Annotated in this window: 24 protein-coding genes; 15 read left to right on the top strand and 9 right to left on the bottom strand. The window is 73.1% G+C overall.

Going from position 1 to position 23,528, the window contains the following annotated elements; genetic code table 11:
• Positions 1-19: 19 nt before the first annotated feature.
• Positions 20-1,444 (top strand): 5'-methylthioadenosine/S-adenosylhomocysteine nucleosidase family protein, encoded by a 1,425-nt coding sequence (locus ACVDFE_RS20025; protein ID WP_458431388.1) that lies wholly within the window; start codon positions 20-22, stop codon positions 1,442-1,444.
• Between the two features lie 46 nt (positions 1,445-1,490).
• Here the strand turns inward: ACVDFE_RS20025 and ACVDFE_RS20020 are convergent, their stop codons facing one another.
• Positions 1,491-2,987 carry a chitinase gene (locus ACVDFE_RS20020; protein ID WP_458431387.1) on the bottom strand — a complete coding sequence of 499 codons (1,497 nt, stop codon included), beginning with the start codon at positions 2,985-2,987 and terminating at the stop codon, positions 1,491-1,493.
• 97 nt (positions 2,988-3,084) lie between these two features.
• On the opposite strand from ACVDFE_RS20020, the gene ACVDFE_RS20015 reads away from it, so the two are divergent.
• A complete protein-coding gene (locus ACVDFE_RS20015; RefSeq protein ID WP_458431386.1) occupies positions 3,085-3,918 on the top strand; it encodes an alpha/beta fold hydrolase in 834 nt (277 codons plus the stop codon).
• Here ACVDFE_RS20015 and ACVDFE_RS20010 read toward each other — a convergent pair.
• Complete coding sequence (locus ACVDFE_RS20010) at positions 3,837-4,667, bottom strand: oxygenase MpaB family protein (protein ID WP_458431385.1); 831 nt, start codon at positions 4,665-4,667, stop codon at positions 3,837-3,839. The genes ACVDFE_RS20015 and ACVDFE_RS20010 overlap by 82 nt on opposite strands.
• Before the next feature lie 208 nt (positions 4,668-4,875).
• Between ACVDFE_RS20010 and ACVDFE_RS20005 the strand changes: the two genes are divergently transcribed.
• Positions 4,876-5,736, top strand: a complete 861-nt coding sequence (locus tag ACVDFE_RS20005; RefSeq protein ID WP_360392750.1) for a DUF4231 domain-containing protein — start codon at positions 4,876-4,878, stop codon at positions 5,734-5,736.
• 161 nt (positions 5,737-5,897) lie between these two features.
• Here ACVDFE_RS20005 and ACVDFE_RS20000 read toward each other — a convergent pair whose 3' ends face one another.
• Complete coding sequence (locus ACVDFE_RS20000; protein ID WP_458431384.1) at positions 5,898-6,287, bottom strand: hypothetical protein; 390 nt, start codon at positions 6,285-6,287, stop codon at positions 5,898-5,900.
• 29 nt (positions 6,288-6,316) lie between these two features.
• On the opposite strand from ACVDFE_RS20000, the gene ACVDFE_RS19995 reads away from it, so the two are divergent.
• The 10 genes from ACVDFE_RS19995 (at position 6,317) to ACVDFE_RS19950 (ending at position 15,828) form a co-directional block, all read left to right on the top strand.
• The gene (locus tag ACVDFE_RS19995) at positions 6,317-6,862 is read left to right on the top strand and encodes a helix-turn-helix domain-containing protein (protein WP_360392744.1); all 546 of its coding nucleotides are present in this window, start codon (positions 6,317-6,319) and stop codon (positions 6,860-6,862) included.
• A 29-nt stretch (positions 6,863-6,891) separates the two neighbouring features.
• Positions 6,892-7,971, top strand: coding sequence for an NAD(P)/FAD-dependent oxidoreductase (locus ACVDFE_RS19990; RefSeq protein ID WP_458431382.1), 1,080 nt, complete (start codon positions 6,892-6,894; stop codon positions 7,969-7,971).
• Entirely contained in the window at positions 7,968-8,150 is a 183-nt protein-coding gene (locus ACVDFE_RS19985; protein WP_458431381.1) for a 2Fe-2S iron-sulfur cluster-binding protein, read from the top strand. Before ACVDFE_RS19990 ends, ACVDFE_RS19985 begins: the two co-directional genes overlap by 4 nt.
• Positions 8,147-9,343: an FAD-dependent oxidoreductase gene (locus ACVDFE_RS19980; protein WP_458431380.1), complete on the top strand. Its 1,197-nt coding sequence runs from the start codon at positions 8,147-8,149 to the stop codon at positions 9,341-9,343. Before ACVDFE_RS19985 ends, ACVDFE_RS19980 begins: the two co-directional genes overlap by 4 nt.
• Positions 9,340-10,233, top strand: a complete 894-nt coding sequence (locus ACVDFE_RS19975; protein WP_458431379.1) for a dihydrodipicolinate synthase family protein — start codon at positions 9,340-9,342, stop codon at positions 10,231-10,233. The genes ACVDFE_RS19980 and ACVDFE_RS19975 overlap by 4 nt, the downstream gene beginning before the upstream one ends.
• Positions 10,230-11,222 (top strand): proline racemase family protein, encoded by a 993-nt coding sequence (locus ACVDFE_RS19970; RefSeq protein ID WP_458431378.1) that lies wholly within the window; start codon positions 10,230-10,232, stop codon positions 11,220-11,222. Before ACVDFE_RS19975 ends, ACVDFE_RS19970 begins: the two co-directional genes overlap by 4 nt.
• A gap of 35 nt (positions 11,223-11,257) precedes the next feature.
• Positions 11,258-12,109, top strand: coding sequence for a hypothetical protein (locus ACVDFE_RS19965; protein WP_458431377.1), 852 nt, complete (start codon positions 11,258-11,260; stop codon positions 12,107-12,109).
• A 121-nt stretch (positions 12,110-12,230) separates the two neighbouring features.
• On the top strand, positions 12,231-14,615 hold the full coding sequence (locus ACVDFE_RS19960) for an ABC transporter permease (protein WP_458431376.1): 2,385 nt from the start codon (positions 12,231-12,233) through the stop codon (positions 14,613-14,615).
• Positions 14,612-15,211, top strand: coding sequence for an ABC transporter ATP-binding protein (locus tag ACVDFE_RS19955; protein WP_458431375.1), 600 nt, complete (start codon positions 14,612-14,614; stop codon positions 15,209-15,211). The genes ACVDFE_RS19960 and ACVDFE_RS19955 overlap by 4 nt, the downstream gene beginning before the upstream one ends.
• A complete protein-coding gene (locus tag ACVDFE_RS19950; RefSeq protein ID WP_458431374.1) occupies positions 15,208-15,828 on the top strand; it encodes an ABC transporter ATP-binding protein in 621 nt (206 codons plus the stop codon). The genes ACVDFE_RS19955 and ACVDFE_RS19950 overlap by 4 nt, the downstream gene beginning before the upstream one ends.
• Here ACVDFE_RS19950 and ACVDFE_RS19945 read toward each other — a convergent pair.
• Positions 15,797-16,417, bottom strand: a complete 621-nt coding sequence (locus ACVDFE_RS19945; RefSeq protein WP_458431373.1) for a DJ-1/PfpI family protein — start codon at positions 16,415-16,417, stop codon at positions 15,797-15,799. The genes ACVDFE_RS19950 and ACVDFE_RS19945 overlap by 32 nt on opposite strands.
• The gene (locus tag ACVDFE_RS19940) at positions 16,417-17,355 is read right to left on the bottom strand and encodes a GlxA family transcriptional regulator (RefSeq protein WP_458431372.1); all 939 of its coding nucleotides are present in this window, start codon (positions 17,353-17,355) and stop codon (positions 16,417-16,419) included. Before ACVDFE_RS19940 ends, ACVDFE_RS19945 begins: the two co-directional genes overlap by 1 nt.
• Before the next feature lie 260 nt (positions 17,356-17,615).
• Between ACVDFE_RS19940 and ACVDFE_RS19935 the strand changes: the two genes are divergently transcribed.
• The gene (locus tag ACVDFE_RS19935; RefSeq protein ID WP_458431371.1) at positions 17,616-18,620 is read left to right on the top strand and encodes a GDSL-type esterase/lipase family protein; all 1,005 of its coding nucleotides are present in this window, start codon (positions 17,616-17,618) and stop codon (positions 18,618-18,620) included.
• On the opposite strand, the gene ACVDFE_RS19930 is transcribed toward ACVDFE_RS19935, so the two are convergent.
• The 4 genes from ACVDFE_RS19930 to ACVDFE_RS19915 form a co-directional block, all read right to left on the bottom strand.
• A complete protein-coding gene (locus ACVDFE_RS19930) occupies positions 18,604-18,807 on the bottom strand; it encodes a hypothetical protein (protein ID WP_458431370.1) in 204 nt (67 codons plus the stop codon). The two genes, ACVDFE_RS19935 and ACVDFE_RS19930, sit on opposite strands and share 17 nt — an antisense overlap.
• 62 nt (positions 18,808-18,869) lie before the next feature.
• The gene (locus ACVDFE_RS19925) at positions 18,870-21,644 is read right to left on the bottom strand and encodes a hypothetical protein (RefSeq protein ID WP_458431369.1); all 2,775 of its coding nucleotides are present in this window, start codon (positions 21,642-21,644) and stop codon (positions 18,870-18,872) included.
• 173 nt (positions 21,645-21,817) lie between these two features.
• Positions 21,818-22,495: a hypothetical protein gene (locus ACVDFE_RS19920; protein ID WP_360396475.1), complete on the bottom strand. Its 678-nt coding sequence runs from the start codon at positions 22,493-22,495 to the stop codon at positions 21,818-21,820.
• Positions 22,492-22,863 (bottom strand): YchJ family protein, encoded by a 372-nt coding sequence (locus tag ACVDFE_RS19915; RefSeq protein WP_360396473.1) that lies wholly within the window; start codon positions 22,861-22,863, stop codon positions 22,492-22,494. The genes ACVDFE_RS19920 and ACVDFE_RS19915 overlap by 4 nt, the downstream gene beginning before the upstream one ends.
• Before the next feature lie 96 nt (positions 22,864-22,959).
• On the opposite strand from ACVDFE_RS19915, the gene ACVDFE_RS19910 reads away from it, so the two are divergent.
• On the top strand, positions 22,960-23,520 hold the full coding sequence (locus ACVDFE_RS19910) for a DivIVA domain-containing protein (protein ID WP_360396472.1): 561 nt from the start codon (positions 22,960-22,962) through the stop codon (positions 23,518-23,520).
• The last annotated feature ends 8 nt before the right edge of the window (positions 23,521-23,528 follow it).

Raw genomic sequence — 23,528 nt, 5'->3', positions numbered from 1 at the left:
CTGCCAGGACAGGATCACCGTGACGAGCGAAGCGTCCGACATCGTTGTCGTGCTGACGGCCTTGGAGAGCGAGTACACCGCGGTCAGGGACCTCGTCGAGGAGCCTGCGGTACTCCGCCACGCCGCCGGCACGCGGTTCGAGGTCGGCCGGATCCGGGGCGGCACCGGGCGGGTGGCGCTGGCGTCGGCGGGTGCGGGCAACCAGCCGGCCGCGGTACTGGCCGAACGGGCGATCGCGGAGTTCCGGCCGCGGGCCGTGTTCTTCGCCGGGATCGCGGGGGCGCTGCACGACGACCTCGACCTGGGCGCCGTCGTCGTCGCGACCAAGGTCTACGGCCACCACGGCGGTGTCGAGGGCGAGAACGGGTTCGGCGCGCGGCCGCAGGCGTGGGACGCCGACCACGAGCTGGAGCAGATCGCGCGTGCGGTCAGCCGGGACGGGCGGTGGCGGCTGCCGACCGCGCCCAGGGTGGTGTTCCGGCCGATCGCCGCCGGTGAGGTCGTGCTCGACTCCCGGCTCACGCCGTCGGCGGAGCACCTGCGGCGGCACTACTCGGACGCGGCCGCCGTCGAGCTGGAGAGCGCGGGCACGGCGAAGGCGGCGCACCTGAACCGGGCGCCGTTCCTGACGGTGCGCGGCATCAGCGACAAGGCCGACGGGCGCAAGCTGGACACCGACCGCGCCGGGTGGCAGTCGATCGCGGCGGGCAACGCCGCCGCCTTCACCCTCGCGGTCGCCGCCGAGCTGTTCGCCTCGGCGCCCCGCCTGCCCGCGCCGGTCCCGGGCCACAGCGCCGCCGCGATCACGTGGCAGCGGCCGGTGGAGCTGAGCTGGCGCACCGACCTCATCGGCACCGGTTCGGTGGTCGAGCGGTGTGCCGTCGAGGTCCACCTCGTGCCGATGGACGAGTACGGACGGCTGGAGGTGCCCGCGCTGGAGCGCCTACGGGAGCTCCTGGCCGCGCACGGGCGTGGGCACGGCCTGTTCACCGGCTCCGAGCGGCTGACCTCCGACGTCACGGCGGACGCGGTGTGGGTGCGGTCGGCGCCGAGCCCGGACGGTCACCGCGGGCTCGCCGTCCGCCGCTCCGGCCAGCGGTGCGCGTGGTCTCCCCTGCGGTACGACGCGCACGGCTCGGTGGTCGACCGCACCGCGCTGGGGCAGCAGGTCGAACGGTCGCTGCGGCTGCTCACCGAGCTGTCCGGGCTCTCCGGTGTGCCCGCGCCGGCCGCGGTCGCCGTCACCGCGGGGCTGGAACCGGCCGCGGGGCTGACCGAGCACGGTGCGGGCCACCTGCCGGGTGCCGGCGGGTTCTGCACGGCCGCGCGGATCAGGGTGCAGTCCGGTGCCGCGGTGCCGTTCCACGCCCTGCTGGCGCACCCGCAGGAGGCGGCGCAGGAGATCACGGCCCGGCTGCACCTGGCGTTCCGGCAGGCGTGCTGAGCGGTTCCGCCGCCGGGGGACGACAGCGGAACCGCCCGCGGTGGCGCTACCTCGGCAGGTAGGCCCGGTGCTGCTTGGAGAACTCGGAGCCGTTGAACTTGTCCCAGTTGATCGACCACGTCATGAGGCCGCGCAGGTTCGGGTACACGCCCTTCGGCTTGTAGCTGCCGCAGTTCGTGCCCTTGGTGAGGCAGTTCAGCGCGGTGTGGACGTCCGCGACCGACGTGAAGCCGTTGCCGGCGTTGACGGACGCGGGCAGGCCGATCGCCACCTGCTCTTGGCGCAGCGGCGCGAAGAACTTCGTCGCGTCGCCGCGCACCGGGAACCCGGCGAGCACCATGTCGGCCATGGACACGTGGAAGTCCGCGCCGCCCATCGAGTGGTACTGGTTGTCCAGGCCCATGATCGGGCCGGAGTTGTAGTGCTGGACGTGCAGCAGCGTCAGGTCGTTGCGCATCGCCTCGATCACCGGCAGGTACGCGCCGGTGCGGCTGTCCGCGCCGCCCGTGCCGCCGTAGAACTGGTAGCCGACCTGCACGAAGAACGTCTCCGGCGCCATCGTGAGCACGAAGTCGGCGCCGTAGCGGGACTTCAGCGACTTCAGCGCGGAGATCAGGTTCACGATGACCGGCGTGGTCGGGTTCTTGAAGTCGACGTCACCGGCGTTGAGCGACAGCGAGTGGCCCTCGAAGTCGACGTCGAGGCCGTTCAGGCCGTACCTGTCGATGATCGCCGACGCCGAGCGCACGAACGCGTCGCGCGCGGCGGTGGTCTCCAGGCGCACCTGGCCGTTCTGGCCGCCGATGGAGATCAGGACCTTCTTGCCCTTCTGCTGCTGGGCGCGGATGCCGGCGATGAAGTCGGCCTCGGACTCGACGTTCGGGCACTCCGCGACCGGGCACTGCGCGAACCGCAGCTCACCGCTGGTGGCGCTGGTGGGTTCCGCGAACGACAGGTTGATCACGTCCCACTCGTCCGGCACGTCGCGCATCCGGAGGTAGCCGGAGCCGTTGGCGAAGCTCGCGTGCAGGTAGCCGACGAGGACCTTGTGCGGCAACGAACCCGTGGGCGGCGGTCCGCTCGTGGTCGTCGTCGTGGTGGTGGTTGTGGTCGTTGTGGTGGTGCTGGTCGTGGTCGTGGAGGTCGGCGGGGTGCCGCCGCCCGCGCACGCCGCGCCGTTGACGGTGCAGTTCTGCGGGTCGGCGGTGCCGGTGGCGTTGAACCCGAAGGAGACGCTGGCGCCGGGCGCGACCGAGCCGTTGTACTCGCGGTTGGTGAACACGTGGTGGTTGCCGCTCTTGGTGAGCAGCGCGTCCCAGTAGGCACCGGCGCTCGTGCCCGCGGGGAGGTCGAACTCGACCTTCCAGGAGCCGATGGCCGCGCTGGTCTCGTTCTTGACCGTGACCGTGGCGGTGTACCCGGTGGCCCAGGACTGCTTGGTGACCGTCGCCGTGACTCCGGCGGCGCTGGCGGGGGCGAGGCTCACGAGCACGGTGCCGAGCACCAGTGCGGCCACCGCGGCTATTCGAGCGAACAACGTCATGGCTGATCCATCCCTCACGCGTGGCGGCCGGCAGGGGGTCCACCGTGAATTGGACTAGACCATCTACCACCGCGTCAAGGTCGTAGACTGCGCACCCGTGCCCCACGCTCGTGCGACGGACGGAACCGCGCTCTTCTACTCGGTCGAGGGCTCTGGCCCTCCGCTGCTGCTCATCGCGGGCCAGGCGAACTCGTCGCGGTGGTGGCGGCAGGTCCTGCCGGACTTCACGCCGCACTTCACGACGATCGTGATGGACAACCGCGGCACCGGTTCCAGCGACAAGCCGGAGTCCCCGTACAGCACGCGGCTGTTCGCCTCGGACTGCGTCGCGGTGCTCGACGACCTCGGCCTGGACCAGGCCCTGGTGTACGGCACGTCGATGGGCGGGCGGATCGCGCAGTGGATCGCGGCGGCCCACCCGGAGCGGGTCTCCCAGCTCGTGCTGGGCTGCACCTCCCCCGGCGGCCCGCACGCCGTGGAACGCAGTGCCGAGGTCAGGAGGTCGCTGGCCCAGGTCGACCAGATGAAGGCGCGCAAGGCGCTCGTCGACCTGATGTACACACCGGCGTACCGCGGCCCGTTCAACACGCTCGGCGATCCCGCGATGCCGCCCTACGCGCGCAAGCTGCACCTCATGGCCAGCGCGGAACACGACGCGTGGGACGCCCTGCCGTCGATCTCCTGCCCGACCCTGGTCGTGCACGGCACCGACGACATCTTCAACCCCACCGCGAACGCACCGCTGATCGCCGAACGGATTCCCCGCGCGCGTGGAGCTGATCGAGGGCGCACGGCACGGCTACTTCGAGGAGTTCCGCGCGGTCGCGTCACCGCTGGTGGTGGACTTCCTCAGCTCGTGACCCACCGCAGCCCGCGCATCAACGCGTGGCCGGCGAGCTTGACCCCGGTGGCCTCGGAGATCGGCAGGTAGGGCAGCCGCAGCGGCATCCGCGCCCACACCGGCAACGTGGCCACGGCCGTGGCGCCCAGCACCGCGTACGGCCCCTTCGCGACCAGCGGAAGCGGTGCCTTGAGGAGCAGGAACCGCGCCGCCTCCCGGGCCTCCGGCGTGCCCTTGAGCTCGGGCCGGTAGGCGTCGAGCCGGTCCGCGAGCTCCCGCGTGGTCTCCGGCGGGTCCGCGATGCCCATGGCCCGCGCGATCACCGCCATGTCCCGCACGTACCCGTCGTAGTCGTCGAGCGGCTGCTCGCCGTAGCGCTGGTGGCAGCGCAGGAAGCTGTCCACCTCGGCCACGTGCACCCACTCCAGCAGGTGCGGGTCATCGGCGCGGTAGTGGCGCCCGTCGGACGCCGTGCCGTGGATGTGCGTGTGGATGCGCGCCAGCTTGTCGATCGCCTTGTGCGCGTCCTCCTTCGTGCCGTACGTGGTCACGCCCACGAAGAGGCTCGTGCGCTGAAGACGCCCCCACGGGTCCGTGCGGTAGTCGGAGTGCTCGGCCACCGCCGCCATCGCCAGCGGGTGCAGCGACTGCAGCAGCAGTGCCCGCAACCCGCCGATGAACATGGCGTGGTCGGCGTGCACCTGCCGGATCGGGCGGTCGTCGGCGAACATGCGGGGGCCGGGTGCCTCGTGGATGGTGCGGACCTGGTCTTCGCGGTCCGGGCCCACGACCTTCTCGAACAGGCCGTTGCTCAGCTGCCGCCGCAGGGCTTCCAGCATGACCCCATGATGCGCGGCGGTAGCTGAGAACGGGACCTCCTCCGCTCAGGAAGGCGGGCGGGGCGTCTCGCGCCGCGAAAGCAGCAGCCGCCTCTCGGCTGTCCGGGTGAACACCCCGGCTCGTCCGCGGTACCTCCTCCACGCTGGAGCGGGACGTGATACCACAACGTTCGGAGGCAGACGATCAGCGTTGGCGGAGAGGGAGCACATGACCGACGCGGACTTGCCCGGCTTTTTCCACGACGCGGACGAGGCGTCCCGCCAAGGGCAGCGGAAGACGTTGCTGCTCAGCCGCGTGCGGCTGGTGAGCGCCGTGGTCGCCGCGATCGGCGGCGCGTTCAAGTGGAAGATCGGCGGCACCTACGACCTGTGGGCGTTCGTCGCCCTGGCCGGTTTCTTCGTCGCGCTGTTCACGGAGATCCTGCTGTGGGCGCAGCACCCCGAGCAGAAGTGGAACGCCGGCCGCGCCGTCGCCGAGCAGATCAAGTCGCTGGTGTGGCGCTACGCCGTGGGCGCCGACCCGTTCACCGGAGCCGGCGCCAAGCAGCTGCTGCAGCTCAGGATCGCCGAGGTCGTGGCCGAACACGGCAAGAAGCTCCGCCTGGCCAGCACGAACCCCTCCGGCGCCGAGCGCCGCGAGGAACTGCGCCGCAAGCCCTTCGCCGACCGCCGCACCGCCTACCGCGAGGGCCGGGTGAAGGATCAGCTGGAGTGGTACCAGGCCCGCGCCGCGACCAACGAGTTCCGCGCGAACCTGTGGCGCATGCTGCTGATCGCCGGCGAGTTCGTCGCGATCCTGTTCGCCGGCGCCCGCGTCATGGGCGCCTGGGACGTCGACATGTCCGGCGTCATGGCGGCGGCGGTCGCCGGCGGCGCGGCGTGGCTGGGGCTCAAGCAGCACGAGAACCTGTCCCTCGGCTACTCCGCGGCCGCGAGCGACCTGGCGCTGATCTACGAACGGCTCGCCGACGTGGAGGAGGCCGACTGGCCCGCCGCGGTGGCGGAGGCCGAGGGGGCGATCAGCAAGGAGCACAGCGCGTGGCTGGCGTCGCGGCCGAGCACGACGTGACGGAACGGCTGAGGACCTTCGTCGCGCCGCCGGGCCGGGTCGTCGGCCGTCCTGGACGGGCAGGCCGAGGAACAGCGCCACCACACGACACTCACTGAGGTGGGCAGGCTGCTGCACGAGCCACCATCATGCGGGCTCGTGCAGCAGCGCGGGAAGGCCCGTCAGGAGCCCAGCGCCGCCACCACCCGTTCCACCACCGCCTTCTCGGCCACCGCCACCGCCCCGTCGGCCCCGGCCACCGACCGGCACATCTCCGCCACCGCCGCGCGGAAGATGGGCACGTCGCGCGGCTCGTGCGCGGCGATGATGTCCACGGCGGAGCGCAGCGCGGTCAGGACGCCCTCCTCCACGTCGGCCGACGAGCCGCGGGGCAGGGACGGTGGGGCCGCGGCGATCACTTCGCGCAGGTTGTCGGAGAGCAGGGTCATGGCGCGGATGCCGGCGTGGCTCTCCTCGTCCACGGCGCCGGGGTCCGCGGTGGAGACCAGGACCATGGCACCGAAGACGGCGGTGCGGAGCGTCTGGCCCTCCGCCTCCGTGTAGGCAGTCATGCGGTCAGCCTATGCAACGATCTCGCGGTATGAGTGCGGGTCGGGTGCTCGGCGCCAACATCAGGGCGTTTCGCGAGCAGCGCGGGTTGTCGTTGTCGGAGCTCGCGCGGCGGTCGTCGATCGCGAAGGGCACGCTGTCGCAGCTGGAGAGCGGGTCGGGGAACCCGACCATCGAGACAGTGTTCAGTTTGTCGAACGCTTTGAACGTGCCGGTCTCGGAGCTGCTGTCGGAGCGGACGGCGCCGGAGGTCATCCTGGTGCGGGCCAGGGACGTGGAGCAGCTCAGCAGCAACGCGGTCGACCTGCGGCTGATGCGCCGGATGGACGTCGCGGACACCGTCATCGAGATCTACGACCAGCGTGTGCGGCCGGGTGCGACGCAGACCAGCGAAGGTCATCCCGGCAAGGAGCACGTGCTGGTCACCGGCGGGACGCTGCGGGTGGGGCCGACGGACTCGCCGTTCGAGCTCGGGCCCGGCGACTACGTGTGCTTCCCCGGCTCGGTGCCGCACCTGTACGAGACCGTCGGCGGTGAGGTCAGCTCGGTACTGGTGCTGGAGTACCCGAAGCACTAACGTTCATTCTATTGAACGGAGGTGGAGTGATGCACCCGGACGTCGTGGTGGTGGGAGCGGGGATCGTCGGGGCCGCGTGCGCGCAGGCGCTGACGGCGCGCGGGCTCGACGTCCTGGTCGTCGACCGCCACGGGCCGGCGGCGGGCACCAGCGCGGCCGGCGAGGGGAACGTGCTGGTCAGCGACAAGGGACCGGGACCGGAGCTGGAGCTCGCCCGAGCCAGCCGGGAGCTGTGGCCGGAGCTGGCGCAGGACGCGGAGTGGGAGGAGAAGGGCGGGCTCGTCGTCGCCACGACCGAGCAGGCCGTCGAACCGCTCAGGGCCTTCGCCGCCGGGCAGCGCGCCGCGGGCATCGACGCGTGCGAGCTCACCGCGCAGGAAGCCCTCTCGTGCGAACCGCACCTCAACCCCGGTGTCACCGCCGCGGTCCACTACCCCCAGGACGCCCAGCTCAACCCGGTCAAGGCGACGAGGACCCTGCTGCGCGGCATCCGGGTCCTCCAGGCGGAGACGTCCGCGGTGGACGGCAGGTCCGTCACCACCGACCGGGGCGTCCTGCACTGCGGTGCCGTCGTCAACGCGACCGGGCCGTGGGCGCGCCGGTTCGGCGTGAACGTCCTGCCCCGGCGCGGCGTCGTCCTCGTCACCACGCCGATCCCCGGCACCATCCGGCACAAGGTCTACGACGCGGACTACGTCGGCGCGGTCGCGAGCGGCGAGGCCGACCTGCAGACCTCCGGCGTGGTCGAGTCGACGCAGGCCGGCACGGTCCTGATCGGGTCGAGCCGGCAGCGCAAGGGGTTCGACGACACGATCGAGTCGAAGGTCCTGAAGGCGTTGGCGCGGAGAGCGATCGCGATGTTCCCCATGCTCGCCGGAGTGCCGGTCATGCGCGCGTACGGCGGCTTCCGCCCGTACGCGCCGGACCACCTGCCGATCATCGGCGAGGACCCGCGCACACCGGGCCTGTGGCACGCCACGGGGCACGAGGGCGCCGGTGTCGGGCTCGCACCGGCAACCGGGCGGCTGCTCGCCGAGCTTCTCACCGGTGCCGCGCCGCACGTCGATCCCCACCCGTTCCGCGTCGACCGGCCGGAGGTGCTGGTGTGAAGGTCACGTTCAACGGCCTCCCCCGCGAGGCCGACCACGTCGCGGAGCTGCTGCCCGGCCGGTTCTTCTGCGGCATCGGCGTCTGCTTCGGCTGCGTCGCCGAGATCAACGGGACCCCGGAGGTCCGCGCCTGCCGGCACCGGCTCGCGGACGGCGACACCATCAGGACCACGTCGTGAGGGTCGTGGTGGTGGGTGCCGGACCGGCCGGCATGGCCGCCGCCAGGACCGCCGCCGACGCGGGCGCGGACGTCGTCATGGTCGACTCCGAACCCGAGGCGGGCGGCCAGTTCCTGCGCGGCAGGACCACGTTCGCGCACCCCGGCGTCACCCACCTCCGCGATACCGAGGCGTGGCTCGTCGAGGACGGCGTCCTGCACCTGCGCGGCCCGCGGCAGCTCCCCTTCGACGCACTGGTCGTCGCCACCGGCGCCTACGACCGCCCGCTGCCCTTCCCCGGCTGGGACGGGCCCGGCGTGATCACCGCCGGTGCCGCCCAGGCGCTGGCCAAGCAGGGCGTCACGCTCGCCGAACGCGTGGTGGTCGCGGGCACCGGCCCGTTCCTGCTGCCGGTCGCGACCGCGTTGCAGGACCTCGGCGCCACCCTCGTCGGCGTCTACGAGGCGAACTCGCCGCTGGCGTGGGCGAAGGAGGCCAGGGCGGTCGCCGCGAACCGGCACAAGGTCGCCGAGCTCGCGCGGTACCGGAAGGTGTTGCCGCGCCTGGAGACCCGCACCGCCGTCGTCGCCAAGCACGGCGACCGCGTCACCGTCGCGAAGCTCGACAGCGCCTGGCGCCCGGTCGGCCACCGCACCGTGCGGGCAGACCTCGTGTGCGTCGGCTACGGCTTCCTGCCGCGCGCCGACCTCGTCCCGCACGCCGCCAGGACCGGCGGGTTCTACGACGTGGACGACCACCAGCGGACCTCGGTGCCCGGCGTGTACGCGGCCGGTGAGGTCACCGGCATCGGCGGCGCCGACCTGTCCGAGGCCGAGGGCGTCGTCGCCGGGGCCGCGGCCGCCGGGCGGCAACCACCGGCGGCTGCGCTCAGGGCCGTGCGCGACGGCCGCCTGTTCGCCGCGGCACTGGCGCGGGTGCACGCCGTCCGGCCCGGCTGGCGGACCTGGCTCACACCGGAAACCACGGTCTGCCGCTGCGAGAAGGTGACCCGCGCGGCGCTCGACACCGCCGCCGCCACGACCATGCGCGAGCTCAAGCTGACCAGCCGGGTCGCGCTGGGCCGCTGCCAGGGCCGCATCTGCGCCCGCAACGCCGCCGAGCTCACCGGCATCCCGTTCGACGACCAGCGCCGCGTGATCGCGGTCCCGATCCCGCTCGGCGAACTCGCCGCGCTCCCCGAGGAGGACTCATGACCGAACGTCTCGACGGCGTCATCGTCGCCACCGCGTTGCCGTACAAGGAGGACGCCAGTGCTCCCGCCGGGCTGCGGCCCGACCTGGACCGGTTCGCCGAGCACTGCCGCTGGGTTGTCGAGTCCGGCTGCCGCGGCGTCGGCCCGAACGGCTCGCTCGGCGAGTACTCGTCGCTGACCGACGCCGAACGCCGGGAGGTCGCGCAGACCGCCATCGCCGCGGTCAAGGGCAAGGGCATCGCGGTGGTCGGCGTGCACGGCGTCGGCGCGCACCAGGCCCGCCACTGGGCCGAACTGGCCGCCGAGGACGGTGCGGACGGCGTGCTCTGCCTGCCGCCCACGATGTACCGGGCCAACCGCGGCGAGGTCGTGCACCACTTCCGCGAGGTCGCCAAGGCCGGTCTGCCGATCATGGTCTACAACAACCCGATCGACACCAAGGTCGACCTCACCCCGGACCTGATCGCGGAGCTCGGCCAGATCGAGCACGTCGTGGCCGTGAAGGAGTTCTCCGGCGACGTGCGCAGGGTGCTGGAGATCCGGGCCGCCGCACCGCACCTGACCGTCGTGGCCGGTGCCGACGACGTGGTGCTGGAGAGCCTGCTGATGGGCGCCACCGGCTGGTTCGCGGGCTACCCCAACGTGTTCCCGGCCGAGTCGGCCGAGCTGTTCGACCTCGCGCGGGCCGGCAAGCTCGACGAGGCCCGGTCGCTGTACGAACGTCTGGTGCCCGCCTTCCGCTGGGACTCGCGCACCGAGTTCGTGCAGGCCATCAAGTACTGCATGGACCTCGTCGGCCGCTTCGGCGGACCGTGCCGTCCCCCGCGCGGCCCGCTGTCCGACGCGCAGCGCACCCGGATCGAGGCCGACATGGAGCTGGCCACCTCATGAGGTTCGCCCGGTACTTCAGCGCGGTCGACTCGCACACCGAGGGCATGCCCACGCGCGTCATCACCGGCGGCGTCGGCGTCATCCCCGGCGAGACGATGGCCGACAAGCGGCTCAACTTCATCAAAGACCACGACCACGTCCGCAAGCTGCTCGTCAACGAACCGCGCGGCCACGCGGCGATGAGCGGTGCGATCCTCCAGCCGCCCACCCGTCAGGACGCCGACTGGGGCGTGCTCTACATCGAGGTGTCCGGCTGCCTGCCGATGTGCGGCCACGGCACCATCGGCGTGGCCACGGTCCTGGTCGAGACGGGCATGGTCGCGGTGACCGAGCCGGTGACGACGGTCCGGCTGGACACCCCGGCCGGCCTGGTGCTCGCCGACTACGACACCCGCACGAGGCTCGTGACGATCCGCAACGTCCCGGCCTACGCCCACGAGCTCGACGCGGCGGTCACCGTGCCGGGTCTCGGCGAGGTCCGCTACGACATGGCCTACGGCGGCAACTTCTACGCCATCCTGCCGCTCGCGGACCTCGGCATCCCGTTCGACCGCATGGAGAAGGACCGCATCCTCGCCGCCGGACTGTCCATCATGGACGAGATCAACCGCACCAACCGGCCGGTGCACCCGACCGACCCGGCGATCGGCGGCTGCAAGCACGTCCAGTTCACCGCGCCCGGTCACGACGGCGCCCACTCGCGCAACGCGATGGCCATCCACCCCGGCTGGTTCGACCGCTCCCCCTGCGGCACCGGCACCTGCGCCCGGATGGCGCAGCTGCACGCCCGCGGCGAGCTCGCGCTGGGCGCGGAGTTCGTGAACGAGTCGTTCATCGGCACCCGCTTCATCGGGACGCTGCTGGAGGAGGTCGCGCTCGGCGACCGCACCGCCGTGCTGCCGACGGTGGCCGGCCGGGCGTGGATCACCGGGATGGGCCAGTACCTGCTCGACCCGGCAGACCCGTTCCCGGAGGGCTTCTCGCTGTAACCGGTGGGCTCCGCGGAGTCGTTAGGCTCACGGGGGTGAGCACCACGCCCAGTCTCGAGGCACTGCTGCGCATCGGGCCGTTCCACGCGGCGCTGAGAGCCGCGATCCGCCGGCGTGGGCTCACCCTGGAGCGGCTGCGCTCGCGGCTGGCCCAGCAGGACGTCCCGGTCGCGCTGTCGACGCTGAGCGACTGGCAGCAGGGCCGGGTCCGGCCGGTCTCGCCGAAGTCGCTGCGCGCGGTCGCGGTGCTGGAGGAGCTGCTCGACGTCCCGCACCGCTCGCTGCTGGACCTGCTGGAGCAGACCGGTCCGAGCGGCTGGCCGGACGTCGTGCCCGGCATGATGCCCGGCTTCGACGCCAACGACCTGGAGGTCGTCGCCCGGCACGACCGGGTGTTCGTCGACGCCGACCGGCACGCTTCCCGCGCCCTGGTGAAGATGGTGGTCCGCGCGCACACCGACGGCGTGGACCGCTACAACGCGCACTACTACGGCGACGACCTGGTCCGCGTGGCGCACGAACCGCTGCGCAACTGCCGGCTCGGCCAGACCGTGCTGGAGGACCGGACGACCGTGGAGGAGCTGCTGTTCGACCGGCCGCTGCGGCTGGGCGAGACGTGGGTGTTCGAGTACTCGATCCACGACCCGACGCGCGTGGACAGCGTCGAGTACGCGCACGGCGTGCGGTGCTTCCTCGCGCAGAGCCTGATCGAGGTCCACTTCGACCCGGCCGCGCTGCCCGTCGACCCGCACGTCTACCTGCAGGACTGGGAGGAGACCGAGCCGCACCGCACGATCGACCTGTCGCTCGACCACACGCACTCGGTGCACCACTTCGAGTCCAACGTGTCGGTGAACTGGGTCGGCATCCGGTGGAGCTGGGCGTAGGTCCGGCGACGAGAACCGCCAAGGGCTCCCGAAAACGCGGCTCGCCGGTTAGCGTGCGCTGGTGCAGTTGCCGTGGAGAGCCGCCCCCCGGGCAGCGCTGTCGAGCCCGCTCACGCTCGTCGTGAGCATCGTGACGACGTTGCTGCTCGGCTTCGTGGTGGCCGCGGCGGTCCTGCACTCCTCGGCGGCCGGCAGCGCGGCGCTCGCCTACCAGCAGGGCCGCGTCTGTCCACAGTCGATGCACCCCTCCCTCGACGGCGACGGAATCCCGCTGGCGCAGGCCATCCGCACGGCCACGACCAACGGCGGCCTGGGTGCCGTCTACACCAACATCGCGCGGCCGGACTTCACCGGGCTCGCGACCTACGCGCGGTTCGGGTACCGGCCGGGTGCCACCGAGCACCTGCGGGTGCTGCAGGGCGGCGGCACCGGGTTGTGGGTGCCGCAGACGGTCGCGTCCGCCGCGAAGGTGAAGATCGGCGACCGGCTCGTCGGGTCGACGCTCGTGGTCAGCGCGATCTACGCGGACCTCGCGCACCCGGTGGCGGACTGGTGGTGTTCCGAGGCGAAGACCGTCGTGCCGAACCCGCTGGCCGGTGAGGGCGCCAGCACGTCGGTGATCTGGGTGCACCAGGCCGCCGACCTCGCACTGCTGCCGGCGGACTTCTCCAGCGCCACGGTGTCGATCCGGTTCCCGGCCGAGCCGGTGACCACCATCGCCGAGGCGGAAGCGCTGCGCGACAACGGGAACGCGCTGCTGGCGAAGCTCGGCCTCCCGCTGACCAGGACCGACCTCGTCAGCGCCGCGATCACCGCGTCGGCCACCGCGCGGGACAACGTCGGGTCGGCGTTGCTGCCGCTGGTGGTCGTGAGCGTGCTCGTCGGGCTCGCCGGTGTCGGCACGGTGACCGTGCAGTGGGCCCAGCGCAGGCACTCCGAGCTGCGGCTGCTGTGGGTGCGCGGTGCGGGCCCGCTCGCGCTGGGCCTGCGCGGGGTGCTGGAGCTGGGGCTGCCGCTGGTGCTCGGCGGTGTGCTGGGACTGGTGGCCGCGCGGGTGCTGCTGCCCCTCTACGGGCCGGGCACGGCGCCGGCGCCGGGAACGCTGTGGACCGCGCTCGGTGCGGTGCTGGCCGTGGTGGTGCTGAGCCTCGCGGTGACCGTGCTGACCGCCTGCTGGAAGACGCACCGGACGTTCCAGGGACGGCCCCGGCGGTGGCGGCTCGCCGTGCTGCCGTGGGAGCTCGCGGTCGGCGGGCTCGCGGTGCTCGCGTGGCTGCGGCTCGCGGAGAACGGGCTGGGCACCCGGCCCGGGGCCGGTGAGCTGCCGCGCATCGACGCGGCGGCGCTGACGTTCCCGCTGCTGGTGGTGCTCGCGGCGGCGTTGCTCGCCACGCGGGTGCTGCGCTGGACGCTGACCTGGTCGCACCGCGTGCAGTTCTGGCGGGTGCCGGCCGCGCAGCTGGCGGTGCGCCGGCTCGCCGCGGCCGCCGGACCGGTCACCGGCGTGGTGCTCGTGGGGGTGCTGGCGGTCGGCACGATCGCGGTCGGCAGCTCGGTCGCCGGTGCCCAGCGGTCGGCGCTGGACTCGAAGTCCGCCGTGCACGTGGGCGCCAACAGCACGGCGCAGGTGTCGCAGGACCTCGCCACCGGCAAGGTGGCGCTGCCGGAGTCGTTGCGCGGCACCACAACGCTCGTCGGCGTGAGCTCCGGCGCGCTCGTCGTGGACCCGGCGACGTTCACCGACGCGGCCATCGTCGGCGACCCGGACCGGGTGCGGGCGGTGCTGGCGGGCCTGCGCAAGACCGGCGCGGTCGCCTCCGCGGTGCGGATCGGGCGCGCGGCGAACCAGGAGATGCAGGTCCCCGGCCTGCCGCTGCTGAAGCCGTCCGAGTCGCTGCCGTCGTTCCCGAAGCTCGGCACCCGCGGGTACGTCATCACGCGGTCCGCGGTGCCCGCGCCCGAACAGGTCGGGTCGTGGCACCTGTGGTCGTCGCTGCCGGTGAGCGCGCTGACCGCGGAGCTGCAGAAGGCGGGCATCCACTACACGAACGTCGCCGACCGCGCGAAGGTGCTCGACGGGCTGCCGTTCCTGACCGTGCAGTGGACGTTCGGGTTCGTGGCGGCGATCGGCGTGGTGCTCGCGGTGGTGGCGGCGGTGGCGCTGCTGCTGGCGATCGAGGTGCGACGGCGGCAGAACGCCGTGTCGGGCGCGCTGTCCACGCGGATGGGGATGAAGCCCGCACTGCTGTGGTCGAGCCACCTGCTGGAGGTGGGCGCGATCGCGGTGGCGGCGGTGGCGGTCGGTGCGGTGGCGTCGTTCGTGAGCGCGGGGGCCGCGGTGCCGCGGCTGGACCCGGCGCCGTGGCTGAACCCGGCACCGGTGCTGCCGGACCTGGTGCCGTTGCTGGGGCTGATGGTGGTGTGCGGTGCGGCGGTGGTCGCGGCGGCGGCGTGGCTCGCGTTGCGCGGCGTGCGCACCGCGCGGATGGGAGAGCTGCTCAGGTGATTCGCGCTTGTGGCGTCGGGGTGTCCTACGGCGGGGTGCGGGCGGTGGCGGACATGTCGCTGCGCACCGCGCCCGGCCTGACCGTGCTGTCGGGACCGTCCGGGTCGGGCAAGTCGACGTTGCTGCGGGTGCTGTCGCTGGTCGAACGGCCGTCCGCCGGCGAGGTCTTCGTGCACGACCGGCCGACCTCGCAGCTGTCGTGGCGCGAGCTGAGGTCATTGCGGCGCAAGGAGATCGCAGTCGTGTTCCAGAACCCGGCCGACAACCTCATCGGGCACCTCACGGTCGGCGACAACCTGCGGGCGGCGGGCGCGACGGACCTGTCGCTGCTGGACCGGCTCGGGCTGGGCGGGTCGGAGACGTGGCGGATCGGGGCGTTGTCGGGCGGGCAGCAGCAACGGCTCGCGTTCGGCTGCGCGCTGGCGCGCGGTGCCTCGGTCGTGGTGGCGGACGAGCCGACCTCGCAGCTCGACGCGCGGTCGGCGGACCTGGTGCTGGAGATGCTGACGTCGTTGCCGGTGCCCGCACTGGTGGCCTCGCACGACCCGCGGCTGGTCGAGCTGGCCGACCTCTGCGTGCCGCTGGTGGCGTCGTGATCAGCGCGACGGGGGTGCGGCGGTCGTTCGGCGGCGTCGAGGTGCTGCGCGGGGTCGACCTGTCCGTGGCACCGGGCGAGCTGGTGACGCTGAGCGGGCCGTCGGGGTCGGGCAAGACGGCGCTGCTGTCCGTCCTGTGCGGCTTCGACTTCCCCGACTCCGGCACCGTCACGCCGGGGCCGGCGGCGTGGTCGGCGTGCGCGGTGCTGCCGCAGTCGCTGGGACTCGCGACCGAGCTGACGCTGGAGGAGAACGTCGCGCTGCCACTGCGGTTGCGCGGGCTGCCGGTCGGCCCGGTGGCGGACGTGCTCGCCGAGCTGGGGATCGCGGACCTGGCCCGGCGGTACCCGGCGCAGGTGTCGTTCGGGCAGCAGCAACGGGCGGCGCTGGCGCGTGCGGTGGTCGCGAAGCCGTCGGCGTTGCTGGCGGACGAACCGACCGCGCACCTGGACGCCGTCAGCGCCGACGCCACGATCGGGCTGCTGCGCCGGGTCGCCGACGACGGCGCCGCGGTGCTGATCGCCACGCACCACGACGCCGTGCACGCCGCCGCCGACCGGGTGTTGGAGCTGGCCGGCGGCCGGATCAGCTCGGGCTCGCGGCGAACAGCGCCCTGAGGTTCTGCTCGATCTCCGCCGGGATCTGCGCGTAGGCGTGCGGCGGCTGCGGGTCGTACTCGATGCCGACCTGCACGGTCTGCGCGACCGCCGTGCCGAACTCGCGTTCCACCAGCTGCAACGCCATGTCGATGCCGGCCGACACGCCCGCACCGGTCACGACCTTGCCGTCGAACACGACCCGCTCGGTGCACGCCTGCACCCCGCGCGCGGTCAGGTCGTCGCGGGCGGCCCAGTGCGTGGTGGCCCTCGTGACCACCCCGGCCTCCGCGAGCAGCGTCGAGCCCGTGCACACCGACGTCGTCCACTTCGTCGTCGAGTGCACCTCCCGCAGCCACGCCACCAGCTCGGCGGACTCGCGCAGCACCTCCCTCCAGCGGCCCGACCCCGGCACCACGACCACGTCCGCCGACTTGAGCGTGTCGAACGTGTCGGTGGGCACCATGGTCAGGCCGTTGTCGGAGCGCACCGGGTCGAGCGTCCGCGCGACGAAGCGCGGTGTCACCACCGGCACGCAGCCGAGCACCTCGAACGGCCCGACCAGGTCGAGCGCGGTCAGGTTCGGGTAGAGCACGTACGCGACGTCCATCAGGCGACCCCCGTCGTCCGGAAGCGGGCGCGGTAGCTGCCCGGCGACACGCCGAGCACGCGCAGGAAGGCCCGGCGCAACGTCTCGGCCGAGCCGAAACCGCTCTGCCGCGCCACCAGGTCCAGCCCGTCACCGGTGCTGGCCAGGCGGTCGGCCGCTGCCTCGACGCGGGCCCGTTCGACGTACTGCGCGGGTGAGATGCCGACGCTGCGCGAGAAGACGCGGGCGAAGTGGCGGACGCTCATCATCGCCCTGCGCGCCATGACGGGCACGGTCCACTCACGCGTCGGGTCGGCGTGGATCGCGTCCAGCAACGCCCTCAGCGCGTCGTCGGACACCGGTGGCGTGCGGGTGTGCACGCTGAACTGCGACTGGCCACCGCTGCGCTGCAGGAAGACCACCAGGTACTGCGCGATCCGGCGGGCCAGCGCCGGGCCGTGGTCCTGCTCGACCATCGCGAGCGACAGGTCGATGCCCGCCGTCACACCGGCCGAAGTGGACACCTGACCGTCGCACACGAAGATCGCGTCCGGTTCCACGTCGACCCCGCGCGCCGCGAGCTCGCCCGTGAACGCCCAGTGCGTCGTCGCCTTCTTCCCGTGCAGCAGCCCGGCCCCCGCCAGGACCACCGCACCGGTGCAGACGCCCGCGATCCGCCGCGACTTCAGCGCGAGCCGCCGCAGGTGCGTCGTGAGCACCGGGTCGGTCGCGGCCTCGTCGTACCCCCAGCCGCCCACGACGAGCAGCGTGTCGATGGGCCGGTCGAGCGTGCGCAGGTCCGCACCTGCCCCGATCCGCACCCCCGCGGTGGCGGTGAACGGTTCTCCCCCGAGCGTGGCCACGGTGACGCGGTAGCGCTGACCCCCGTGGTTCGCCGCCTGGAACACCTCTATCGGCCCCGCCAGGTCCAGCAGCGCCGTGCGGTCGTAACCGACCACGACTACTTCCCTCAAGTTCCCCACAACTCCACTTTCCTCATCACCCGCGGTGGCGGCAACGCCATTCCGCCCTCTCATTCGGCCACCGCTCAGGTGCACGCGGGGAGCTTTCGTACTCTCCTGGCGCACGAAAGGCCCCCACGCGCAGCAAGCAAGCCAGCGGAGTGCACGCGGGGAGCTTTCGTACTCTCCTGGCGCACGGGAGGTCCCCGCGTGCGGCAAGCGGGCGGGCGGGAAGGGGGTCGGTAGGCTGGTGTGCGATGCGCAGAGTTCTTCCGCTGATGGCGATCGTCGTGCTGGCGATCGTGCTGGTCGTGAGCGACCACCCGTTCCCGCCGCCGTCCGACCCCGACCGCGAGTCCAGGACGGCGGTGGTGGCGCTCGGCGACAGCACCCTGTCCGGTGAGGGCGCGGGCTCCTACGAGCCGGGCACGAACGGCGAGGAGGGCGGCAACTGGTGCCACCGCTCCAGCGAGGCGTCGATCATGAAGGCGCGGTTCGAGGCCGACGAGCGGTTCAACCTGGCCTGTTCGGGCGCGAACTCGGACCGGCTGCGCACCCAGCAGCTGCCGGAGCTGCGCAGGATCGCCGGCTCGCACCGGGTCGTCGCGCTCGTGGTGGCCGTCGGGGCCAACGACGACCCCAAGTTCGCGGACATCCTCAACACGTGCGTGCAGGCGTGGGGTGCGCGCAGCGACTGCACGGCGAGGGTGGCGCCGGAGTGGACCAAGCGGGTCGCGAAGATGGTGCCGAAGGTCGAGAACACGCTGAACGCGATCCGCCAGACCATGCGCGACTCGGGCTACCTCGACTCGTCCTACCAGCTCGTCGTGCAGTCCTACGCGGCGCCGGTCGCGCCGAACGTGCCGAAGTCGCTGCAGAACCTGTCCGGCTGCCCGCTGCGCACCGGTGACCTGGAGTGGGTCGTCGAGGAGGGCGTGCCGGAGCTGTCGAACGGGTTGCGCGTGGCGGCCGGGAAGGTCAACGCCCGGTTCCTCGACCTGGCACGGGCCGGTGAGGGCCACGAGGCGTGCGCGGGCGGCTCGTCACCGGAGGAGGAGTGGTTCACCCGGCTGACGCTGGACTGGGACGGCCTGAAGGACGACCGGCGGTCGGCGCACGCGTGGCAGGAGTCGTTCCACCCCAACGCCCGCGGGCACGAGCAGCTCGCGAACTGCCTGAGCGAGTTCCTGGCCGCCGACGAGCGCGACGGGGCCTGCGTGCCGAAGCTCGACGGCACGCTCGGGCTCACCACCGAAAGCTGACCTCGCGCGGCCAGCCGGGGTTGCCGGTGTGCGCGAACGCGGCCCACGCCCGTGCGATGTCGCCGCGGAACACGGCGGGCACGTCCGCGCCGGGGTGCGCGCGCAGACCGAGCGGTAGCCGCTGGCCTGCTCGGCGAGGCGGGTGCCGGTCGCCGAACGCGCCGGTCGGCTCGCCGTCGCAGTCCACGGGCGGACGCAGGCGCAGCGGGCCGACCGCCGGTTCGGCGTACCGGATGCCCGGGTGGGCGGTCAGGCCTGCACCGCGGCGGCCGGCACCGACGGCAGCACGCGCAGGTTCGCGGCCGCGCGTTCCAGCCGGGACAGCACGCTGGGCCGCAGGTTCGCGATCTCCTGGTCGGCCGCGGGGCCCGCGACCTCCTGCAGCAGCACCTGCATCGGGTGCTCGCCCTCGGCCTCGGAGACCGCGAGCACCCGGAACGTGGTGCCGGGCGGGAAGACGACGCGTTCCTCGGTGGCCACGGCGACGCGGTCGGCGACCTCGACCCTGCGGCCGGTGACCGACCACAGCAGGTACTCGACCGCGCCCTCGACGCGCTGGACGGGGTTCGCGACGGCGTCCAGCAGGCCGTGCTCGACCAGGACGTCACCGCTGCGGTAGCGCCGCGGCCCGGTCGGGCCGGTGACACCCCACACGGTCGCCACGCCGTTGTGCACCGGCAGCCGGTTCAGGCCCGAGACGATGCACGCGACGTACGGGCGCAACCGGCCCAGGCGGCCCATGCGCAGCGTCTCGACGACCATCTCCTCGTCCTGTGACACGCACGCGAGCAACGCCGTCAGGTCGGTGACCATCGCCTCGAACGCCGCCGGGTCCTCCTCGGCGTCGGGTCGTTGCGCCAGCAGCCGGCACACGGTCGCCGCGTGCGCGCCGTACCGTTCGCCCAGCGCACGGCGCACGGCGTCGCGTTCGACCTCCGAGCTGCTGTGGTCGGGTGCCACGGTCTCGCGGTCGCCGGTGCCCTGCGCGGGCTGCTCCCACAAGGCCAGCGGCTGGGCGGGCAGCGGCCCGTCGACGCGGAACCGCACTGCGGCGGCGTCCGGGTCGGACGACGGGTAGGCGGCGTCGTCGGGGTCGGCCAGCGCGTGCGACGTCACGGCCGCCATGGCCGGACCGCCCTCGACGGCCGCGGCACCGAAGGCGGGCCGGGCCGGCTGTTCCGGATCAGCGCCCACCGCGGCGAACGCGACCCGGACCGTCGCCTCCTGGTCGACCGGCACACCGGCGAACACCGGGCGGGGCGACTCGGGCTCGGCGAACGCGGACCGGGCAGGCTGGTCGGTGTCGACCGGGATGCCGGCGAACGTGGCGCGCGGTGCCTCGGGTTCGTAGGCGGGTCGCGGCTCGTAGTCGGCCGTCACCCCGGCACCGAAACTGGGCCGCGCCGGGTGGTCGGGCTCCGCGTACGCCGGTCGCTCCGATCCCGCGGGCGTCACCCCGGCACCGAACGTGGGCCGCTCCGCATCTGCGGGCGTCACGGCCGCGAAGAAGCCGGTGCCGTTGTCCGCGGAGTCGCGCTGCGACAACGCGTGCGCGGCCGCACCGAGCGCCGCGGCGATGGTGGCGGACGATCCGGTCTTCGCCACCGGTGGCGCCTCGGCGGGCTCGGCGAACCCGCCGTCCACCGCGGCGTGGGCCGGGGCGGCGTGCTGCGGGACCGAGGGGGGCGGCGGAGGCGGCGGTGACACCTTCGAGTCGCAGAAGACGACTCGAAGCAGCTTGCGGACCTCGGGCTCAAGGCGTTCCACGAGAGCAGCGCCGTGCACCGCGACCGCACCGGGCGTCGTGCGCCCAGGCGTGCCCACGGTCAGACGCGCCCATTCCGGGTCCACGGCCTGAGAGCGGACCTCGGCGGCGTTGTACGGCTCGTCGTGCTCGCGCACCCACAGACCCGAGGGCACGACTTCGAGCACCACGCCGTCGCCGAGCGAGAACACGCCCGGCGAGACCTCGCTCAGGCCCGGTACCGGCGTGCGGTAGCCGGTCACGACCGGCACGCTCTCGTGCGGGACGCACTGCACCTCGGTCACGAACGGCCGCCACGTCTGCTGCCCGCGCGGGTCGACCGCGATGACCGCGGGACCGCCGCCGCGCAGGTTGCCGACCGGCAGGCCGGTGAACGCGGCGATCGGCTCGCCGAGTTCGTCGGCGACCAGCTTGCCCAGCTCGGCGTCGACGCCGTAGGGCACGAGCCGCACCCGCGACCGGGCGGCCTGGGGCAGCGCGGTGAGGAGCCGGCAGACCTCGTCGGTCGGGATGGCCGGCTGGCCAGGCCCGCCGACGACCACGGTCAGCACGTTGTCGCGACACGGCAGCGCCACGATCGGGCGGGCGTCCGGGGCGGACGGGTCGAACGGCGGCTGCTGCGCGCGCAGCCACAGCCCCGACGGGATGGGTTCGGAGACGCCGACCTCGCCGGTGGGCCACGGCGAGTTCGGGTCCATTGCCTCCCACTGCGGCACCGGGAAGCGGCGGCCGAACGGCATCGGCGAGGCGTTCGGCTGGAACCGCACCCAGCTGCCGTAGCCCTGGGAGCCGACCACGAACGCGGCACCCGGCACGGTCGTCAGCACGCCGTCCGGGGCCACGACCTCGGTCTGCAGCTGCTCGGCCAGCCACTGCGCGGGCGCGGTGGGGCGCATCGTGCCGGCGTGCGAGACGGCGAGCCGGACCGGCCCGCGCCCGTTCAGCGCCGTCACGACGTGCGGCCAGAACGTGCTCTGGTCCCCGCTGGGGAAGTCGACGACGACCACGGTGCGACCGCGGTCGGCCGGCAGTGCGCGCGCCAGCCCGGTCGCGCCCTGACCCGGTCCCTCCGGTGCGGAGACGACGAGCGTGGCACCGACGAAGTTCGCCGCGTACGGCGTCCGCTGCGGCTGCGGCGGCTTCGGCGGCTCCGGTTCGTACTCGTACGACGACGGGGCCTCGTAGGACGCCGGCACCTCGTAGGTGGGCGTCGGCTGCTCGGCCGGTTGCAGGGCCTGTTCCTGGGCCTGTGCGTGCATCGGCTGCACCTGTTGCGTCTGTTGGTCGCCGCGGGCGGCGGCACGTCGGCCCATCAAGCGCCTGATCACCTCCGTGCCATCCCGTTCACTCGCCCTTTCGGTGGAACCGGGCAACGGTCGTGCACGCTATCAACACGCGTCAGCGCTCCGTCACCCAGTCGGGTTATTTGGTGTCATCCGATCGAGACCCACACCGCGGTCGCCCGGCCGCACACACCGTCCGGGCCGATGATGGCCGACGCGGAGTACGCCTTGCGCCCCTCGCGGCCGAGCTCCCACGCGAGCAGCACGTGGTCCACGTCCAGCTCGACCGGCCGCTCCACCTGCGCCACGAACGTGCCGAGCACGAACGCCGGACCGCCGTCGGGGGCCACCGGCTGGGCCGACGGGCAGTCCAGCGCCGCCCACACGACCTCGGGCAGCACGTGCCCGCCCTCGTGGGGCAGGACCGCGGTCGGGCGCCAGACCCCGGCCCACTCCTCCCGGCCCGCGAGCGGCCCGAGCAGCGCGCCGATGCCGTCCTCGCGGTCGGGGCCGCAGCCGAAGCAGGTCGGGAACGGGTGCCGGTCGCGCCACGGCACCTGCGCCGCCGCCGCGCGGGCCTCCGCCAGCGTGGGGACGGCAGGGACCGCCAGGTCGAGCGCCGCCGGTGCGGCCGAGGCGATCACCACGTCACCGTCGAGCAGCTCACCGTCGCGGACCCGCATCTCCCGGTCCAGCGGCACCGGCTTGCGCAGCCGCACGCTCACCGGACCGGCGCCGACGTGCGCGGCGAGGCGGCCGGAGACGTAGCCGCCGTTGCCCGTCCCCGGCGGGCCGTTGAACCGGCTCCCGATCGTCACGGTCGTCACTTCTGGTCACCCTCCAGGTACACCCACTGGCCGTTCTCCCTGATGAAGCGGCTGCGCTCGTGCACGACACCGCCCACGTAGTGCGCCCGGAACTCGACGACGCCCTCGTTCTGGAGCAGTCCGCCGTTCTCGGTCGCCAGCACCTCGAGCTTCAGCCAGCGGTCGTTGTCGCCGGTCCCCGCGTCCGACGGCCGGTGCCGCGAGTGCCAGGTGCGCAGCAGGTAGTCCTCATCGGACAGTGCGAAAGCGCTGTACCGGGAGCGCATCAGCTGCTCAGCGGTCGCCGCCGTGCGGACGCCGGAGTGGAGCGCACCGCAGCAGTCCACATAGGACTGGCCGGTGCCGCAGGGGCACAGTTTGGTGGTCACGTCCACATTGTGCCCGGTGAACTCGGTAGAACCGATGCCGCACCGCGTACGTACCCCCTGTCAGGACTGACTCGCGGGAGGCATGGGAGGCCGCACGTGACCGTCGAGAGCAGGGCGGACCTGGTTCCGCTGCGCACGTGGTTCGGGCTGCGCTGGCGCGGCTACGACCGGGACGAGGTGGACGACTACGTCGCCGAGCTGGAGGCCGAGCTGCGCCTGGTCACCGCCGACCGCGACGCCTCCGAGGCCCGCGCCGACGCGCTGGCCAGCAGGTTGATGTCGGTGCAGGAGGAGAACACGGCGCTGCAGGACGGCCTGCACCGCATCTGCCTGACCCCGATCGACCTCAGGGGCCTGCCCGAACGGCTCGCGCGCATGGTCGCGCTGGCCGAGGAGGAACGCCGCGAGGTCATCAGGGACGCGCAGCTCCAGGCGCTGATGATCGTCGGGGAGGCCGAGTCGCGCGCCCGCGGCCTCGAAGAACAGGCCGCGGCCCAGCGCGAGGAGGTCCGCGAGGACTTCCGGCTCGCCATGTCCGCCCGCCGCGCCGAGGCGATGCGGGCCCTCGCGGAGCTGCGCGACGTCGCACTCGACGAGGCGGACCGGATCGTCGCGGAGGCGAGGGTGCGGCGCGCGGGGATCGAGCACGGCGGATGACGCGGCCC

The organism is Lentzea chajnantorensis (assembly GCF_054300775.1).
The sequence above is the reverse complement of the archived record's forward strand: the minus strand, read 5'-3'. Positions and strand labels throughout refer to the sequence as shown.

Excerpts from the sequence above, each read along its gene's own strand:
- ACVDFE_RS20020 (WP_458431387.1), bottom strand. The coding sequence starts at position 2,987 with ATGACGTTGTTCGCTCGAATAGCCGCGGTGGCCGCACTGGTGCTCGGC.
- ACVDFE_RS19990 (WP_458431382.1), top strand. The coding sequence starts at position 6,892 with ATGCACCCGGACGTCGTGGTGGTGGGAGCGGGGATCGTCGGGGCCGCG.
- ACVDFE_RS19925 (WP_458431369.1), bottom strand. The coding sequence starts at position 21,644 with ATGCACGCACAGGCCCAGGAACAGGCCCTGCAACCGGCCGAGCAGCCG.
- ACVDFE_RS20005 (WP_360392750.1), top strand. The coding sequence starts at position 4,876 with ATGACCGACGCGGACTTGCCCGGCTTTTTCCACGACGCGGACGAGGCG.
- ACVDFE_RS19945 (WP_458431373.1), bottom strand. The coding sequence starts at position 16,417 with ATGGACGTCGCGTACGTGCTCTACCCGAACCTGACCGCGCTCGACCTG.
- ACVDFE_RS20010 (WP_458431385.1), bottom strand. The coding sequence starts at position 4,667 with ATGCTGGAAGCCCTGCGGCGGCAGCTGAGCAACGGCCTGTTCGAGAAG.
- ACVDFE_RS19935 (WP_458431371.1), top strand. The coding sequence starts at position 17,616 with ATGCGCAGAGTTCTTCCGCTGATGGCGATCGTCGTGCTGGCGATCGTG.
- ACVDFE_RS19975 (WP_458431379.1), top strand. The coding sequence starts at position 9,340 with ATGACCGAACGTCTCGACGGCGTCATCGTCGCCACCGCGTTGCCGTAC.
- ACVDFE_RS20000 (WP_458431384.1), bottom strand. The coding sequence starts at position 6,287 with ATGACTGCCTACACGGAGGCGGAGGGCCAGACGCTCCGCACCGCCGTC.
- ACVDFE_RS19995 (WP_360392744.1), top strand. The coding sequence starts at position 6,317 with ATGAGTGCGGGTCGGGTGCTCGGCGCCAACATCAGGGCGTTTCGCGAG.
- ACVDFE_RS19970 (WP_458431378.1), top strand. The coding sequence starts at position 10,230 with ATGAGGTTCGCCCGGTACTTCAGCGCGGTCGACTCGCACACCGAGGGC.